Origin of the sequence: Micromonospora sp. NPDC049049 (assembly GCF_040649115.1) — a bacterium.
Taxonomy (GTDB): Bacteria; Actinomycetota; Actinomycetes; order Mycobacteriales; family Micromonosporaceae; genus Micromonospora.
On the sequence record NZ_JBEZEX010000016.1, the window covers coordinates 1 to 16,493 of the forward strand.

Annotated in this window: 13 protein-coding genes; 8 read left to right on the plus strand and 5 right to left on the minus strand. The window is 71.1% G+C overall.

Annotated elements, in window-relative coordinates; translation table 11 throughout:
• The first annotated feature begins 87 nt into the window (after positions 1-87).
• Positions 88-873: a bifunctional hydroxymethylpyrimidine kinase/phosphomethylpyrimidine kinase gene (thiD, locus tag AB0B68_RS17710; RefSeq protein WP_357204321.1), complete on the plus strand. Its 786-nt coding sequence runs from the start codon at positions 88-90 to the stop codon at positions 871-873.
• A 17-nt stretch (positions 874-890) separates the two neighbouring features.
• Complete coding sequence (thiC, locus tag AB0B68_RS17715) at positions 891-2,483, plus strand: phosphomethylpyrimidine synthase ThiC (RefSeq protein ID WP_357204323.1); 1,593 nt, start codon at positions 891-893, stop codon at positions 2,481-2,483.
• 141 nt (positions 2,484-2,624) lie between these two features.
• On the opposite strand, the gene AB0B68_RS17720 is transcribed toward thiC, so the two are convergent.
• The 4 genes from AB0B68_RS17720 to AB0B68_RS17735 all read right to left on the minus strand — a co-directional run bounded on the left by AB0B68_RS17720 (position 2,625) and on the right by AB0B68_RS17735 (position 7,768).
• Positions 2,625-5,648, minus strand: coding sequence for a hypothetical protein (locus AB0B68_RS17720; RefSeq protein ID WP_357261138.1), 3,024 nt, complete (start codon positions 5,646-5,648; stop codon positions 2,625-2,627).
• Between the two features lie 76 nt (positions 5,649-5,724).
• Positions 5,725-6,033, minus strand: coding sequence for a cupin (locus tag AB0B68_RS17725; RefSeq protein ID WP_328652122.1), 309 nt, complete (start codon positions 6,031-6,033; stop codon positions 5,725-5,727).
• Positions 6,030-6,980, minus strand: a complete 951-nt coding sequence (locus AB0B68_RS17730) for an LLM class F420-dependent oxidoreductase (protein WP_357222619.1) — start codon at positions 6,978-6,980, stop codon at positions 6,030-6,032. The genes AB0B68_RS17725 and AB0B68_RS17730 overlap by 4 nt, the downstream gene beginning before the upstream one ends.
• A 2-nt stretch (positions 6,981-6,982) precedes the next feature.
• Positions 6,983-7,768: an ABC transporter ATP-binding protein gene (locus AB0B68_RS17735; RefSeq protein WP_357204329.1), complete on the minus strand. Its 786-nt coding sequence runs from the start codon at positions 7,766-7,768 to the stop codon at positions 6,983-6,985.
• A 269-nt stretch (positions 7,769-8,037) separates the two neighbouring features.
• Here AB0B68_RS17735 and AB0B68_RS17740 point away from each other — a divergent pair, with 269 nt between their 5' ends.
• Both AB0B68_RS17740 and AB0B68_RS17745 read left to right on the plus strand, forming a co-directional pair.
• Entirely contained in the window at positions 8,038-9,069 is a 1,032-nt protein-coding gene (locus AB0B68_RS17740) for an ABC transporter substrate-binding protein (protein WP_357204331.1), read from the plus strand.
• Positions 9,070-9,172: 103 nt separating this feature from the next.
• Positions 9,173-10,030: an ABC transporter permease gene (locus tag AB0B68_RS17745; RefSeq protein ID WP_357199051.1), complete on the plus strand. Its 858-nt coding sequence runs from the start codon at positions 9,173-9,175 to the stop codon at positions 10,028-10,030.
• Between the two features lie 244 nt (positions 10,031-10,274).
• On the opposite strand, the gene AB0B68_RS17750 is transcribed toward AB0B68_RS17745, so the two are convergent.
• Positions 10,275-11,453: an ABC transporter substrate-binding protein gene (locus tag AB0B68_RS17750; RefSeq protein WP_357199054.1), complete on the minus strand. Its 1,179-nt coding sequence runs from the start codon at positions 11,451-11,453 to the stop codon at positions 10,275-10,277.
• 444 nt (positions 11,454-11,897) lie between these two features.
• Here AB0B68_RS17750 and AB0B68_RS17755 point away from each other — a divergent pair, with 444 nt between their 5' ends.
• From AB0B68_RS17755 to AB0B68_RS17770, 4 genes are all read left to right on the plus strand, one after another.
• Positions 11,898-15,029 (plus strand): nitrate- and nitrite sensing domain-containing protein, encoded by a 3,132-nt coding sequence (locus AB0B68_RS17755; protein ID WP_357261140.1) that lies wholly within the window; start codon positions 11,898-11,900, stop codon positions 15,027-15,029.
• Entirely contained in the window at positions 15,026-15,433 is a 408-nt protein-coding gene (locus tag AB0B68_RS17760; RefSeq protein ID WP_007465177.1) for a roadblock/LC7 domain-containing protein, read from the plus strand. Before AB0B68_RS17755 ends, AB0B68_RS17760 begins: the two co-directional genes overlap by 4 nt.
• 89 nt (positions 15,434-15,522) lie before the next feature.
• Positions 15,523-15,888: a DUF742 domain-containing protein gene (locus AB0B68_RS17765; RefSeq protein WP_007465174.1), complete on the plus strand. Its 366-nt coding sequence runs from the start codon at positions 15,523-15,525 to the stop codon at positions 15,886-15,888.
• Positions 15,869-16,492, plus strand: coding sequence for an ATP/GTP-binding protein (locus AB0B68_RS17770; RefSeq protein ID WP_030329978.1), 624 nt, complete (start codon positions 15,869-15,871; stop codon positions 16,490-16,492). The genes AB0B68_RS17765 and AB0B68_RS17770 overlap by 20 nt, the downstream gene beginning before the upstream one ends.
• The last annotated feature ends 1 nt before the right edge of the window (position 16,493 follow it).

Consider the following 16,493-nt stretch of genomic DNA (forward strand, 5'->3'; position numbering starts at 1 on the left):
GCCGACAGTGCCCACGCAGGGATCAAGCCTGACCGCCCGGAGTGGGCACTGTCGGCCGCAGCCCCAAACCGCAACCAAAGAGGGCAAATGACCCCGCCAACACTACTGACCATCGCCGGCTCGGACTCCGGCGGCGGCGCCGGCATCCAGGCCGACCTCAAGGTCTTCGCGGCGCTGGGCGCCTACGGCACCAGCGTCCTCACGGCGGTCACCGCGCAGAACACCCGGGGTGTCGACGCGGTGCTGCCGCTGCCCCCGCGCACCGTCACCGAGCAGTTGGACAGCGTGCTCACCGATTTCACCGTCTGCGCCGTGAAGACGGGGATGCTCGGCACCCCGGCGATCGCCGACGTGGTGGCCGAGGCCGCCCGGGACAACCGGCTGCCCCACCTCGTCGTCGACCCGGTGCTCGTCGCCACGAGCGGTCACCGGCTCGGCGTGGTGGGTGCGGTGGAGCGGCTGCTGCCGTACGCCACCGTGGCGACCCCGAACTGCGCGGAGGCCGCGGCGATCACCGGACGCCCGGTGGACGACGTGGCCGCGATGGTCGTGGCCGCCGAGGCCCTGGTGGCCGGCGGCCCGGAGTACGTGGTGGTCACCGGCGGTGACCTGGACGGGGGCGAGGCGGTCGACGTGCTGCACGGCCGCGGCGTCACCACCGTGTTGCGCGCACCCCGGGTGGCCACCCGGCACACCCACGGCACCGGGTGCTCGTTCTCGGCGGCGATCGCGGTGCGGCTCGGTCTCGGCGACCCGGTGCCGGACGCCGTGAGGGCCGCCAAGGAGTACGTGCTCCGTGCGCTGACCGGCGCGCGGGGCTGGGAGCTGGGCGCGGGGCGCGGACCGCTGAACCACTTCGGCTGGTCCGCCTGATCACCAGGGAGGCTGTCATGCACGCACGAGGCAAGGTGTACGTCGAGGGTTCACGGCCGGATGTCCGGGTGCCGTTCGCGGAGGTGGGGCTGACCGGTGACCTGCCGCCGGTGCGGCTCTACGACACGTCCGGCCCGGGGTCGGACCCGGAGGTGGGGCTGCCCGCACTGCGGGGCCCGTGGATCGCCGAGCGGGGTGACGTGGCGCCCGTACGGGGTGCGGGTACCCCGCTGGCCGGGGTGGGCAATCGCCGGCCCACCCAGTTGGCGTACGCGCGGGCCGGTGTGGTGACGCCGGAGATGGAGTTCGTGGCGATCCGGGAGAACGTCGAACCGGAACTCGTGCGGGCCGAGATCGCCGCCGGTCGGGCGGTGCTCCCGCTCAACGTCAACCACCCGGAGTGCGAACCGGCGATCATCGGTAAGGCGTTCCTGGTCAAGGTGAACGCCAACATCGGCACCTCGGCGGTCAGTTCGTCGGTCGCGGAGGAGGTGGAGAAACTGACCTGGGCCACCCGCTGGGGCGCGGACACCGTGATGGACCTGTCCACGGGTAAGCGGATCCACGAGACCCGGGAGGCGATCGTACGGAACTCGCCGGTGCCGATCGGGACGGTGCCGATCTACCAGGCGTTGGAGAAGGTCGGCGGCGACCCGGTGAAGTTGAGCTGGGAGGTGTTCCGGGAGACCGTGATCGAACAGGCCGAGCAGGGCGTGGACTACATGACTGTGCACGCCGGGGTGCTCCTGCCGTACGTGCCGCTGGCCGTGGACCGGGTGACCGGGATCGTGTCCCGAGGCGGTTCGATCATGGCAGCGTGGTGCCTGGCGCACCACGAGGAGAACTTCCTCTACACCAACTTCGAGGAGCTGTGCGCGCTGCTCGCGCGTTACGACGTGACGTTCTCCCTCGGCGACGGGCTGCGCCCCGGGTCGATCGCCGACGCCAACGACGAGGCGCAGTTCGCCGAGCTGCGGACCCTCGGTGAGCTGACGAAGATCGCCTGGGCGTACGACGTCCAGGTGATGATCGAGGGCCCCGGTCACGTACCGATGCACAAGATCAAGGAGAACGTGGACCTTCAGCAGGAGTGGTGCCACGAGGCGCCCTTCTACACGCTCGGCCCGCTGACCACCGACATCGCGCCCGCGTACGACCACATCACCTCGGCGATCGGCGCCGCGATGATCGGCATGTTCGGCACCGCGATGCTCTGCTACGTCACGCCGAAGGAGCACCTCGGCCTGCCGGACCGCGACGACGTGAAGGCGGGCGTGATCGCGTACAAGATCGCGGCACACGCGGCGGACCTGGCCAAGGGGCACCCGGGCGCGCAGGCCTGGGACGACGCCCTGTCGAAGGCGCGGTTCGAGTTCCGCTGGGAGGATCAGTTCAACCTCTCGCTGGATCCGGAGACCGCGCGCTCGTACCACGACGCGACCCTGCCGGCGGAGCCGGCGAAGACCGCACACTTCTGCTCGATGTGTGGCCCGAAGTTCTGCTCCATGAAGATCACCCAAGAGCTCAAGGAGTACGCGGCGCGCGGCATGAAGGACAAGTCGGAGGAGTTCGTCTCCGGCGGGAGCCGGGTCTACCTGCCGCTCGCCTGACCTCCCTGCGGGCGTAGGCCGTCCCTGTGTTGCGAGGCGACGCAGGGACGGCCCGCGTGGCCGGTGTCGGCCTGCGCGGCCCGGCGCGTGGGATGTCGCGGGGTCGGTCAGACGACCGGTCGGTGCGTCTGCGTGGTGGAGTCAGTCGCGGTGGTGTCGACCGGTGGAGCGCAACGACCGGCGGCTGTTCTCCTGCTCGGGCTCGTTGTCCGACACCGGCTTGCTCAGACCGGCGACCCAGTCGACGAATTCCTCGTCCTGGGACGCCAGCGGCTCCGCGTCATCCGACGTCTTCGGGCTCTCCTCGTCGGCGCGGGAGCGGTTGCGGCGGAACAGCCCACCGAGCCGCCCTCGCCGGGAGGGCTGCTCTGCCACCTTCGGTTGCGTCGGTTCTGCCGACGTGGTGTCGGTAGGCGTCAGATCGCCGGTGCCGGTGCCGGCACTGGTGGGCGCGCCCTCCGGCCGGCCCGGGTGTTCGGCCGGAGCGCTCTCGCCGGCTTCGGTTGGCGCTGTCCGTGCCGTCGAGCTGTCCTGCGATCCCGCGGACCCGCGGCGCCGAGAGGTGTCGAACGCGTTCCAGGTGCCGGCCCGGCTCAGGTCCGGCAACGGTGCCCGATGCCGGGGCCTCGGCCCGGTCGGCGCCTCAGGACTGCTCGACCCCTCCGATGCCGTTGCCCCCGGTTCGGGGGCCTGCGGTGGCACCGTCCACGTCGAGGTGACCGGCCAGGCCGACGGCGCGGGCGTCCACCGGTCCGTGTCCGGGTCGTTGGCGGCGGTGGCCGCGAACAATCCGGCGGCCGGAACGTCCTCGGCGGCGGACCGCGCGCTGTCGGTGCCACGAGCCCCGGCGATCGCGGAATCGCTGGTCGCGTCGGCCGCTGCTGCCTTGCTGTCCGTGCCGGCTTTCGGGACGCGCGGTGTGGCTTTCGCGCCAACCTGGCCGGCAGTGGTGGTCGGTGCTGGTGTCGCCCCGGTCCCGGTGGTCGGGGTCTGTGTGGCGTCGGTCGGCGTGCTGGGGGACTTCGGGTTGGCCGGCACCTGCGTCGCGCCGGTTTCGGCGGTCGTCGACGCGGCCGGTGCTCGCTTCGAGCCGGTGGCGGAGGTGGCAGGTGCTCGCTTCGCGCCGGTAGCGGTGGTCCGGGCTGCTGCCGTGCCGGAGGCAGCAGCCGAGGCGACCTCGGAGGTCGAACTCGACAGCTCACCCAGGCTTTCCTGGCTGGGCGCCGGAGTGTCGGTGGCGGTGCTGTCGGCGGACCTGCCCGGCCGGGTGCCCTTCGTGGCGCGGCCGGTGGTCGTCGCGTCGGTGGTGGTCTTGCTTGCGGTCGTCTTGCTTGCGGTCGTCTCGCTTGTGGTCGTCGCGTCGGCGGTCGTCTCGCTGGGTGTTGCCGAACCGGCAGAGGACGTGTCGTCGGCCACGTCGGAGGCGGTGGCGTCCGGGTTGGCTTTCGTCTTGCGGCTGCGTCGCGGCTTGATCGTCGGCGGCGCCTCGGGCGTGCCGTGGTCGAGCGTGCCAGCGGTGCTCGGGGTTGGCCCCGTGCCCGTCGATGCCGTGGCGTCGGGATCGGAAGCCTCAGTGCCCGGCGATGCCGTGCTGGTCGCCTCGGTGCCGCTGCCCGCGCTGGTCGGGCTGGAACCGGGTGCGCCCGTGGCGCTCGACGTGTCGGCGGACTTGCGGGTGGTGCGCCCACCGGTCGGCCTGCCACTGGTCGCCGTGCTGCCGCTCGGGTCCGTCGCTGTGCTGCCGCTCGGGTCCGTCGCTGTGCTGCTGGTCGGCTCGTCGACAGCCCGGCCGCCCGCCGGGGTCGCGGCGTCGGCGCGGCCGGCCGTCGTGCCGGTCGCGGTGGCGTCGGTGACGATGCTGACGTCCGCGCCGGCCGAGGGCTCGGTAGTGGCCAGGACATCATCCTGACGCGGGGGCGTCTGCCCAGCGGCGGTGAACTCACCGGTCGGCGCGGTCAGCCAGGCCGCGGGCTGAGCCGGTGCGGCGGGAGTAGCAGTGGCGGCGGGAGTAGCAGTGGCGGGAGCCGGACCGTGCTGTCCGCTCGCTGTGGTCGCCGGCCAGTCCCAGTGGGCCGGGACGGTGCGTACGGCATCGGGATCGCCCGCCGCCCACGGACCCGCAACGACGCCGGCGGGCTTCGTGCGGGTGGCCAGCTCCGTGTCGGTGCCCCCGGCGCTGTCCGTGTCGTTCGGCGCGCTGTCTCCGCCGTTCGCCGCGCTGTCAGTGTCGTTCGACGCGCTGGTCAGCGCCGGGCCGGTGGACAGCGGGCGCAGGATGGCGGTGGGCTCGATCGCCTGCGGATCGGTGGTACGGGTGCCCATCGGCCAGCGCAGCAGCGCGGCGGCGGCCGCGCCGAGCGCTCCGGCGAGGATCGCGATCAACGAGCCGTAGTAGGGGGCGGTCTGGTAGCGGTCCACAGCGTCGCCCGGACCGGCGGTCAGGTAGGCGAACGCCACCAGCACCGGACCGGCCACCCCGGTGGCTCCGCTGACCAGTGGAGCCTGACCCCGCGAGCGAGCCAGCCCGGCGGTCGCCGCACCGGCCAGCAGCGCCACGATGGGCAGCAGGAGCATCGCCAGCCGCTGTGCGGCGGCGTCGGCGAGCCAACTCGGCTCCAGTACGCCGAGCCGAACGGTCGGCAGTGGGCCGGCCGTGCCGAGCGACGGTAGGACGGAGATCAGCGCCAGCAGCCAGACCGTGCCGGCCACGGCCGCCATGTTCCACCCCAGCTCGGGCCGGAACAGGACGGCGATCGCCGCGCCCGCCCCGATCACCGCACCGACCATGGCGCAGATGCCCACCGCCCAGACCGGGTCAACGGAGATCAGCTCCGCAGCGCGGGCGGGCTGCATGCAGAGCGGAGCGATGACTGTGGCACCGAGCGCTGCCGCGCCACCGACCGCCAACTGCCGGCCGGTGCTGGCCGCCGGAGCGTCACGGCGAGCGAGGCGTCCGGTCAGGACGGCGCCGGCGACGGCTGCGTTGGCGGCGAACCAGCCCACCCAGACCAGCTGGGCCGGCCACTGGTTGACAGTCGTACCGGTGAATGCGCCGGTCAGGCGGACGATGCCGAAACCGTACGCGACGCCGAGCTGGCCGGCTCCGGCCAGCACGCTCACCCCGAGCGCCGTGAGCAGCAGTCTGCCCCAGGTCCGAAAGGCCATGTCCGGCACGTTACGCACCCGGTACACCCGATAGCCAACGGCGCGCCGCGCGGCACGCCGGTGGCCATCGGCGGGTCTACTTGAGTTCGACCAGCCGAGCCAGGTAAGTCGTATCCCCGACATTGGTCAGCATGTGCACCGCGCCCGGGTCCCGGTAGACGACTCCACCGGTGGGCTCGTCGGCGTCGATCAGGGTGCCGTCGATGGTCTGTACGACGTTCTTGGCGCCCTCGATCGCCACCACCAGGTAGGGGTGGTCGTGCCGGTGCAGCGGTTGCCGCTCGCCCGGCTCGAGGCGGATGTGCCAGACCCGGACCCGGTCGTTCTCGTACACGATCTCCTGGCCCACCGGTCCGAGTTCGGTTCCGTCGATCACGTCGGTCATCGTGCTCCGTCCAGTTGGGGCAGCACCTCGGCGGCGATCAGCTCAAGGTGGTCGAGATCGTCAAAGTCGATCAGGCGCAGGTGGACCCGGGTGGTACCGATCGCGGCGAACTCGCCGAGCCGCTGCGCGAGCTGCGCGGGGGAGCCGACCACCGGGTCCTCCGGTGGCAGAGCGCTCTTCTCGTGCAGAGGGGCGGCCCGACGCTGGGCCTCCGCGTCGGTCCGGCCGATGGCGACGACGATCCCGGCGGACAGCACCAACGGGGCGCGCCCGGACTCCGTCCGTCCGGTGCGCTCACACGTCTCGCGCACCCGGTCGTACGCCTCGGCGGTGGCGGCCACGGACTTGAACGGCATGTTGAACTCGTCGGCGTACCGGGCAGCCAGTTCGGGTGTGCGCTTGGGGCCACGCCCGCCCACGATGATCGGCGGGCCGGGCACCTGCACCGGCTTGGGCAGGGCGGGAGCGTCCACCAGCCGGTAGTGGTCGCCGGTGAAGCTGTAGGTCTCACCGGGTGGCGTTCCCCACAGCCCGGTGATCACCTCAAGCTGCTCGGCCAGCCGGTCGAAACGCTCGCCGACCGCCGGGAACGGGATGCCGTACGAGGTGTGCTCGCGCTCGTACCAGCCGGCGCCGATGCCGAGGTCGACCCGGCCACCGCTCATCTGGTCGACCTGCGCGACCATCACCGCGAGGGGGCCGGGCAGGCGGAACGTGGCCGACGTCACCAGGGTGCCGAGTCGGATCCGCTCGGTCTCCCGGGCCAGCGCGGCGAGGGTCAGCCAGGCGTCGGTGGGGCCGGGCAGGCCCGGGTCGGCGCCCATCGACTGGTAGTGGTCGGCGCGGAGGAAACCTTCGTAGCCGCAGGCCTCGACCAGCCGGGCGAACCGGAGCTGGGTGTCGTAGCTGGCGCCACGGTTCGGCTCGGTGAAGACCGACACCCGCATCGTCAGTGTCCTTCCGCGCCGGCGGTGGCCGGCTGTTCGCGTTCCATCAGCAGTTCGTGCAGGTCGGCGCTGACCTGGGCGACGTCGGCCAGGTGGGCGTTGCGGCCCAGGGTGCGGGGCCGGGGGATGTTCACGTCGACGACCTTGCGGATCCGGCCGGGGCGCGGGCTCAGCACGACCACCCGGTCGGCGAGCAGCACCGCCTCGTCGATCGAGTGGGTGACGAAGACGATGGTCGGCTTGTTCTCCATGTGCACCCGCTGGAGTTCGCCGGAGAGTTCCTCGCGGGTGAGCGCGTCCAGTGCGGAGAACGGCTCGTCCATCAGCATCACCCGGGGCTCACCGATCAACGACCGGCACAGCGACACCCGCTGCTGCATTCCGCCGGAGAGTTCGTGCGGCAGCCGCTTCTCGAAGCCGGCCAACCCGGCCACGTCGAGCAGTTGCCGGGCCCGCTCCCGGTGCTTGGCGCGGCTCCAGCCGAAGATCTCCACAGGCAGCAGGACGTTGTCCAGCACGGTGCGCCAGGGCAGCAGAGCCGGCTTCTGGAACAGCATGGCGATGTCCTGGCGGGGGCGGGCGATCGGCGTACCGGCGACGGTGATCTCACCGGCGCTCAGCGGGAGCAGCCCGGCGATCAGCCGCAGCAGTGTGGACTTGCCGCAGCCGGAGCGGCCGAGCACGGCGACGAACTCGCCCTCGGCGACGTCGAGGTTGATACCGCGCAGCGCCTCCACCCGGCCGGATCGGCCCTCGAAGGTACGGGACACCCCGGTCAGTCGGATCATCTCCGGCGTACCTCCGCTGAGTGGTCGGTCAGGAATCCGACAAAGGCTAGCCGCCCTGTCGAGGTATCGCACCGACTGGGGTGGTCGTCAGGTTGTTTCCGTTCCGCAACCCGATACGCCTGGCGTCGCAACTGTGGGTTTCTCGTACGCTGTGCCCGCGAAGAGTCCCCCCACGACGGCGGCGTCCGGCTTCCACCCCTCCCGCCGGCCCGTCACGACAACCCCCTCCGGTGGCCTGCGGCCCCGGTCGGAAAGGACATGGTGCACTGATGAGAAGGCTGACCCGTACGGTCGCTACGGCCGCGCTGGCCACCGCCCTCGCCCTTGTCTCTGCCTGCAGCAGCGGGTCGGATTCGGCCGACGATGCCAAGGGCGGCGACGGGACGACGCTGACGAAGGTGACCTACCTCACCTCGTTCGGTAACTTCGGCCGTGACTCCTACGCCTGGGTGGCGAAGGACAAGGGCTTCTTCAAGGACGCCGGTTTCGACGTCGAGATCAAGGCCGGTCAGGGCACCGGTGGTGTGATCCAGACCGTCGTCGGCGGCCAGGCCGACTTCGGCCCGATCGACCTCACCGGCGGCCTGCTCCAGCTCGGCAACGGCCAGGCGAAGGACTTCACCGCGGTGGCCGCGATCCAGCAGCGCACCATGGCGGGCATCGCCACCGTCGAGGGCAAGAACATCAGCTCGCCGAAGGACCTGGAGGGCAAGAAGCTCGCCGACACCCCCGGCTCCGTCGTCCGCAACCTGTTCCCGACGTACGCCCGGCTCGCCGGTGTGGACGCGACCAAGGTGACCTGGGTCAACGGTGAGGCGCAGAACCTGATCGGCACGCTGGCCGCGGGCTCGGTCGACGGCATCGGTCAGTTCGTCGTCGGTCAGCCGACCATCGAGGCGGTGGCCAAGAAGAAGGCCGTCATGCTGCCGTACAGCAACGTGATGCAGGACCTCTACGGCAACGTGCTGATCACCTCCTCGAAGATCGCCAAGGAGAAGCCCGAGATGGTGAAGAAGTTCACCGCGGCGCTGCTCAAGGGCCTGGAGTACAGCCTGGCGAACTCCAAGGAGGCCGCCGACATCCTGAAGAAGAACGTCGACGCCACCAACCCGGTCTCCGCCGCCGCCGAGCTGGAGCTGATGGCCGCGTACGTCCGTTCCGGCAACACCGGCACCGCGATCGGCACCCTGGACAGCGGTCGGGTCGCCAAGAGCATCGCCATCCTGCAGGGCGCTGGCGCGCTGAAGCAGAACATCACCCCCGAGCAGATCATCGACTTCAGCCTCGCGCCGAAGGCCTGATCGTCCGGTCGTCATCAGGGGGTACGTCCCACCGATCCCGGTGGGGCGTACCCCCGTCGCTCGTCGGCCCCCGGCGGGCCGTGGGATTTCGAGGAGGACAGAGATGACCGACGTCCGGTCAGCGGACCCGGCGGTGGCGGAACCCCCGCCCCCGAGTGCCGGCCCCGAGGTGGGGCGCGCGGGTCGAGGTGCCGGTCTGCGGGCCGGGGCCGAGGCGGTGCTGCCCGCGGTCGGCATCCTGGTCGCGCTGGCGGCGTGGTGGCTGGTCGCCCGGCTGGAGCTGGTTCACCCCGCAGCCCTGCCTCCACCCGGCGACGTGCTCACCGCGTTCGTCGACAAGCCGGCGCAGCTGCTGGAGCACACCTGGGACACCACGTTGGAGATCCTGACCGGGTTCGCCCTCTCGGTGGCCGCCGGTGTGCTGATCGGGCTCTCGCTGGCCAGTTCCCGCACTGTGGAGCGGATGTTCACGCCACTGCTGGTCGCCGTGAACGCGGTGCCGAAGATCACGCTGGGTCCGCTGCTGGTGGTGGCGCTCGGCTGGGGCCAGAAGCCGATCCTGACCATGGTGTTCCTGCTCTGCTTCTTCCCGATCGTGCTGTCCACCGCGACCGGGTTGACCACCACGCCGGCCGACCTGGCCGAACTGGTGCGGTCCTGGAACGCCTCCCGCTGGCAGGCGTTCCGCAAGGTGCGCTTCCCGGCCGCGTTGCCGCAGATCTTCGTCGGGCTCAAGGTGGCCATGCCACTGGCCGCGATCGGCGCGGTGATCGGTGAGTTCCAGGCCGGCGAGAGTGGCCTTGGCTACGTCATCACGCAGTACGCCGGCGTCGGCGACACCGCCACCGCCTGGGCGGCGATCATGCTGGTGGCGCTGGTGAGCATCCTGCTCTACTCGGCGCTCCTGCTGATCGAGCGGTTCGCCCTGCCCTGGGTGCGAGAAACCACAAGCAGCCGCTAACCACAGAAGAGATCACAGAGCAGCACCAAGACACCGATCAAGATCAACATTAAGAAACGCGCAGGGCCGGCCTCCCTCTCAGGAGGCCGGCCCGTCTTGTCGACGCTGCTGGCGCAAAGGGTGTGGCCTACCGTGCCCGGCGGAGGGATCAAGCCTGACCGCCCGGAGCCGGGCACGGTAGGCCACACCCCCCACCCGGCACTCGACGAAGAGCGCCGGGCCAAAGAACATGAGGCCCGAGCGTCTACCCAGCCAACCGCCAGCGCCCGTTGCGGGCGACCAGCGTGGTGAGCGCCTGCGGCATCAGGCCGCTGTGGTTGTCCGGCGTCATGCGGATCGGGCCGGAGAGGCCGTCCATCTGGGACGTCTCCAGCACGTCCCGGATGCCGTTGCGGTCCACCTTCCCGATCTCACCACCGGCGCGCAGTTCGGCGTCGGCGATGAGCTGGACGGCGTCCGCGGCGAACGACGAGGACCCGTTGTAGCCACCGAAGCGGGCGGTGTAGTCCTGGAACCACTGCCGCCGCGCCGCCTTGGCCGGCGTGGTCGCGATCACGTCATCGATCACCATCGTCTGGGTGAAGATCAGCGTGGCCTTCTCGGTCGCCTTGGCCGCCGCGCCGAGGAAGAGGTCCCCGGCCGCTCCCGCGTCGAAGTAGATCGACCCACGGAAGATGGTCTGCTGGACGGTGGTGGCTGCCAGTGTCGCCTGCTCCGGCGGGGTCCAGAAGACCATCGCGTCCGGCTTGCCCGACGCGAGCTGCTGGACCTGCTGGCTGACGTCGGTGTCGGTGGTCTTGACCCGCTGCTGTCGGAGCGTGATCTTGGCCTTGTCGAGCTCGCTCTTGAGCGCCGTCGCGCCCTCCTGGCCGTAGTCGTCGTCGCTGACCAGCATCCCCACCTTGCGGATGTTGTTGCGGCGCAGTTCGGTGGTCAGTGCGGCGGCGCTGTCCGGGGCGTTGGGGCCCAGCTTGAACACGTAGCGCCGTTCAGCGGCCGGCGCGGCGATCGCGCCGGAAGCGGCTAGCGCAATGGTGGGAATCCGCTTCTCGTTGATGGTCCCGACGGCTCCGACCGCGCATTCGTTGCAGCCGCCCATGATGATGGCGCTGACCTTCGAATCGCTGCTGAAGTCGACGATGTTGCGAAGTGACTCGGCCGAGTCGGAACGGTTGTCCTTCACCTTCAGGTCGATCCTCCGGCCGTTCAGTGCTCCGGAGGCGTTCAACTGATCGACCTTGAGTTCGAGGGCGCGCTGGTATGTCCGGCCAACTGTGGCGGCGGCGCCGGACAGTTCGAGATCGGCGGCGATCACGATCGGACTCGTGTCCTTCTCCGCCTCACCAAACTGGCAGCCGGTGAGCGTGGTGGCCACTACGGCCGATGCGAGCGCCGCGATGGTCGCGGAGCGGATGGGGCTCAACTCAGTCCTCCAGGTGCGGGCGCGGGCGCTGCCCGGTCACCGCCGCTAATCCGTCCTCAGTGGAGGACGGGATCTCCTCTGCCGTACGGTGTGCGCGAAGCCTGCAAAACCTTGCCAATGGCCGGCGCTGTGGTCAAGCGCGGACCCCGGCAGCATTTTCGGGACGGCCATCCCACATGCTGGGGTAACGCAATGTTTGCAAAAGCTCACTTTGCATGCACGCGTGACCACTCTGGAGTTACATGCCCTGTTCAGGGGCTTGCGGAAATGAAGGTATCAGTTGCCCGGATCACGGGATGCGCTCCGTCCGACCGTTTCCTACCTCACTGCGGCTTCCCAAACACGATCATCTCTGATGAAATCGCGGCCGTGCCGCGCGTGGTCCCCTCCGCTTACGGCATGGCTCGGCGGCTCAGGCGGGGAAGAAACGACGGAGGCGATGTCGTGAGCACCGGACCGACGACCCTGCCCGCGCTCGGCGATAGCGGTCGGCCTGCGCGCCGACGGATGCCGAGACTGCGTGACGCCCGGATCCGGTCCAAGTTGGCGTTGATTCTGGTCGTCCCGGTGGCGGCGGTGATCGCGCTGGCCACGGTCCGCCTGATCTCCGTCGGCGAGGGCGCGTTCGACGCCACCCAGGCCCGGTCACTGACGGCCCTCTCCGTCGACGTCAGCGCCCTCACCCAGGACCTCCAGTCCGAACGGATGGCGGCGGCCGCCTACCTCGCCGCTCCGCAGCAGCCGGCTGACGCGTACAACCTGCGGGTCCGCCAGACGCAGCAGCGGGTGGACGAGTACCGCGCCGAGCGGGGCCGGATCGGCGACGTGCCGGCCGCCCTGCGGGACCGGCTGGCCGCCATCGACGACCACCTGGCCACCTTGGACGGCACCCGTCAGGAGGTGTTGGACCGCCGGCAGATGGCGGTCGCCGAGGCGGTGCTCCGCTACGGAGTCATCCTCACCGACCTGGTCTCGTACGGTGACGGTCTGGCCCAGCTGCCCGGCTCGGAGAGCCTGGCGGACAGCCGCCGCGCGGTCGCCGCCTTCGCCCGCGCCAAGGCCTCCGTCGCCGAGGAAGAGGCCGTCGCCTTCACCGCGCTGACGGCCGGCCAGCTCGACTCGGAGCAGTTCTCCTCCTTCGTGGCAACGTTGACCGGTCAGCAGGAGGCCCTGGTCGCCTTCTCGCTGGCCGCCGACCCGGTGCAGCGCGCCCTGGTCGACAGCACCGTGTCCGGCGACGCCGTCGGCCTGGCCGACCGGGTGGCCACCGACATCACCCGCTCGGTCGGGCAGCGCTCACTGGTCACCGCCCAGGACGCCACCGCGGCGATCGGCGCCGTGAACGACCTGATGCGCTGGGCTGAGGTCCAACTGCAGGACCGACTGCTCCAGCAGGCCGACCAGGCCCGCTCGGACGTCATCCGGCAGGCAGTGGTCGAGTCGATCCTGGTGCTGTTGACCCTGATCATCGCCGTGTCGCTGGCCGTGGTGCTGGCCCGCTCGCTGAACCACTCGCTGCGCCGACTGCGCGAGGGCGCGCTTTCGGTGGCCAACCACGACCTGCCCGACGCCGTGCAGCGGTTGCAGAACATGGGCAGCGTGGGTGACGGCGGGGTGGACGAGATCGTCCGCCAGGTCCGGGACCCGATCCAGTTGAACAGCCGCGACGAGGTCGGTCAGGTGGCGCTGGCCTTCAACGTCGTACACCGGGAGGCGGTGCGGGTCGCCGCCGAGCAGGCGGCACTGCGTACCAGCGTCTCGGCGATGTTCCTCAACCTGGCCCGCCGCAGTCAGACCCTGGTCGACCGGATGATCGGCGAGCTGGACGCGATCGAGCGCGGCGAGGAGGACCCGAAGCGGCTCGCGCAGCTCTTCGAACTGGACCACCTGGCCACTCGAATGCGCCGCAACGACGAGAACCTGCTCGTCCTGGCCGGTGCCGACTCCGCCGCACCGCGTCACGACGACGCGCTGGTGGTGGACGTGCTGCGCGCCGCCCAGTCCGAGGTCGAGCTCTACAACCGCATCGAGTTCGGCACCGTGGACACCGACATCTCGGTGGCCGCGCACGCGGTGAACGACGTGGTACGCCTCGTCGCCGAGCTGCTCGACAACGCCACCCGGTTCTCACCGCCGAACACCACTGTGGTCGCCGACGGTCGCCGGATCCGTGACTACGTGCTGATCCAGATCGAGGACCGCGGGCTCGGCCTCACCGACGACCAGCTCGACTCGCTCAACCGGCGGCTCGCCGCCCCGCCGAGCGTGGACGTCGCCGCGTTCCGACTGATGGGTCTGGCCGTGGTGAGCCGGCTCGCCTCCCGCTACGGCATCCGGGTGGAGTTGCGCCGCAACGTCGAGGGCGGCACCGTCGCCCAGGTGACGTTGCCCGCCGCCACCGTGGTGCTGCCCAGCAACCGGGGCCGCGAGCAGGTGCTCGCCCGGCCGCGTCAGCCGATGGCAGTGGAGCAGGCCCCGCTCTCCTCGGCCGGCCACGCCGAGCAGTTCGCCGGTGCTGCCACGACGGCGGCGACGCTGCCCGACCAGTGGCGGACCAGCTCGCCGGCGCCCGCCCAGTGGCAGTCGCCGCTGGATTCGCGGGACACCACCCCGGCCGTGCAGGCCGGTGGCTACACCGGTCCGCGCTCGACGATGCCGCCGGCACCCGCGGCCCCGGCGCCTGCCGCCCCGGCACCCGCCGCCCCGCTGCCGCCGGCCCGGCCGGCCTACAGCAGCGGTGCGGGCGCCTCGCTGGGCAGCCCGACAGTGGCGTACCCGACGGTCGACCCACTGCCTCGGCGTGGCTCCACCCCGGACACCGCGGATGGGCGTGGCGCCCAGGGCCTCCCGGTCGGGCCGGTCGCCGGGCCGGGCGCGGTGGCACCGCCAGCCGTTCCGTCGGTGCCCGCCGCGCCGGTCAGCACCCGGCCGGACTTCCCGGCCGAGGCTCCGATCTTCCGGGAGATGGAGGCGGTCTGGTTCCGGTCGCACGGCGACGACGCCACCGCGATCTTCACCCGGCCCAACTTCGACGAGCCGCCCGCGCCCGCCACCACCGCAACGGCCGACACCGGCCTGCGCACCGGCAACGGCGGCCAGCCGAGCGCCGCGACGGTGCCGGCCGCGTCGCCGGCCCGACCGAAACTGCCGACCCGTACCCCGGGCGGCACCGACGGCACAGCCACCCTGGGCGACGGCCCCGGCGCCACAATGGACGGCTTCGCGGCGCGACCGTCGGCGCCGCCGACGTACGCCCCGCCCCCGGCCGCCCCGACGGCTCCGCCCGCGCCCGCCCCCGACCCGGCAGCATGGCGTACGGCGGCCGACGAGGGCTGGTCCCGGGCCAGCCGGGCTGCCGAGCCGGCTCCCGCCGGCACCACCCGCTCCGGCTTGCCCAAGCGGGTGCCGCAGCAACAGCTCGTGCCGGGTGGCATCGAACCGAAGAGCGGCCGGGACCGCAGCCGGCGGACCCCGGACGAAGTACGTGGTCTGCTGTCGGCCTACCACCGCGGTGTGCAGCGCGGTCGGACGGCCGGAACGGATCTGAACAGCACCTCGACCAAGGAGAGCCGATGAACAGGCCAGCTGCCATGCAGGACATGGGTTGGCTGCTCACCAACTTCGCCGACAGCGTGGCGGGCATCGCCCACGTGGTGGCGGTGTCCGCAGACGGGCTGTTGCTCGCGTCCTCCCGGGATCTGCCGGGGGACCGGGCCGACCAGCTCGCCGCGATCACCTCCGGGGTGGTGAGCCTGACCGAGGGCGCGGCCCGGATGTTCAGCGCGGGCGGGGTGTTGCAGACAGTCATCGAGATGGACAGCGGGTATCTCTTCCTGATGTCGATCAGCGACGGGTCCTCGATGGCCGTGCTGGCCGCGCGCAGCTGCGACGTGGGCCAGGTGGGCTACGAGATGGCGCTGCTGGTCGAGCGGGTGGGCGCCGCGCTGGTGCCGCTGCCGCGCGACGCGGTGCGCTCTTAGCACCGGAAGGCGGCGCTCGTTCCGAGCGCCGGACCAGGGACGAGAGGCGGCACAGTCCGGCTCAGCAGGGGACGAGGAGGTGATCGGGAATGGACCAACGACGCGCTGACCCGCGTGGCGCGCTGGTGCGTCCGTACGCGGTCACCCGTGGTCGTACCGAGCCCCGGCAGGACATCGCCCTCGAGGCCGTCCTGACCGCCTCTCCGACCCAGGTCGCCGAGTCCCGCTTCGCCGGGCACGACAAGCACCGCATCGCCACGGTCTGTGAGGGCCGAGCACAGTCGCTGGCGGAGATCGCCGCGTATACCCGGATGCCGCTGGGCGTCGCCCGGGTGTTGGTCGCCGACATGGTGGCCGAGAGCCTGCTGACGTTACACACTGCTGCTCCCGCCGAGGGGTTCGAGGAGCGGATGGAACTGCTTGGAAGGGTGCTAAGTGGACTTCGCAGGCTATGACCCCGCAGGGGGGCGGCCGGGCCGGGGAATCGTCTCCGCGAAGATCGTCGTCGCGGGCGGATTCGGCGTCGGTAAGACGACACTGGTCGGGGCGATCTCCGAGATCACACCGCTGACCACCGAGGCGTTGATGACAGCGGCGGGTGTCGGCATCGACGACCCGTCCAAGGTGCCGGGCAAGGAGACCACAACGGTCGCCATGGACTTCGGCCGGATCACAATGGCCCAGGACCTGATCCTGTACCTCTTCGGTACACCGGGTCAGACTCGGTTCTGGTTCATGTGGGACGAGATCATCCGTGGGGCGGTGGGTGCCGCCGTGCTGGTGGACACCCGCCGGATCACCGACGCCTTCGCCCCGCTGGACTACTTCGAGAACCGCAACCTGCCGTACGTGGTGGCGCTGAACAAGTTCGACGGCGCACCGCAGTACGAGGCCGAGGAGGTCCGCGAAGCGCTGGCCATCTCGCCGCAGGTGCCGCTGGTGATGACCGACGCCCGGCAGCGGGACTCGGTCAAGCAGGTGCTGGTGACGGTGGTCGAGCACGCCATGCTCCGGCTCCAGTCCGAGCACGGGCGGGGCTTCCCGACGCCGGTGGGCTGAA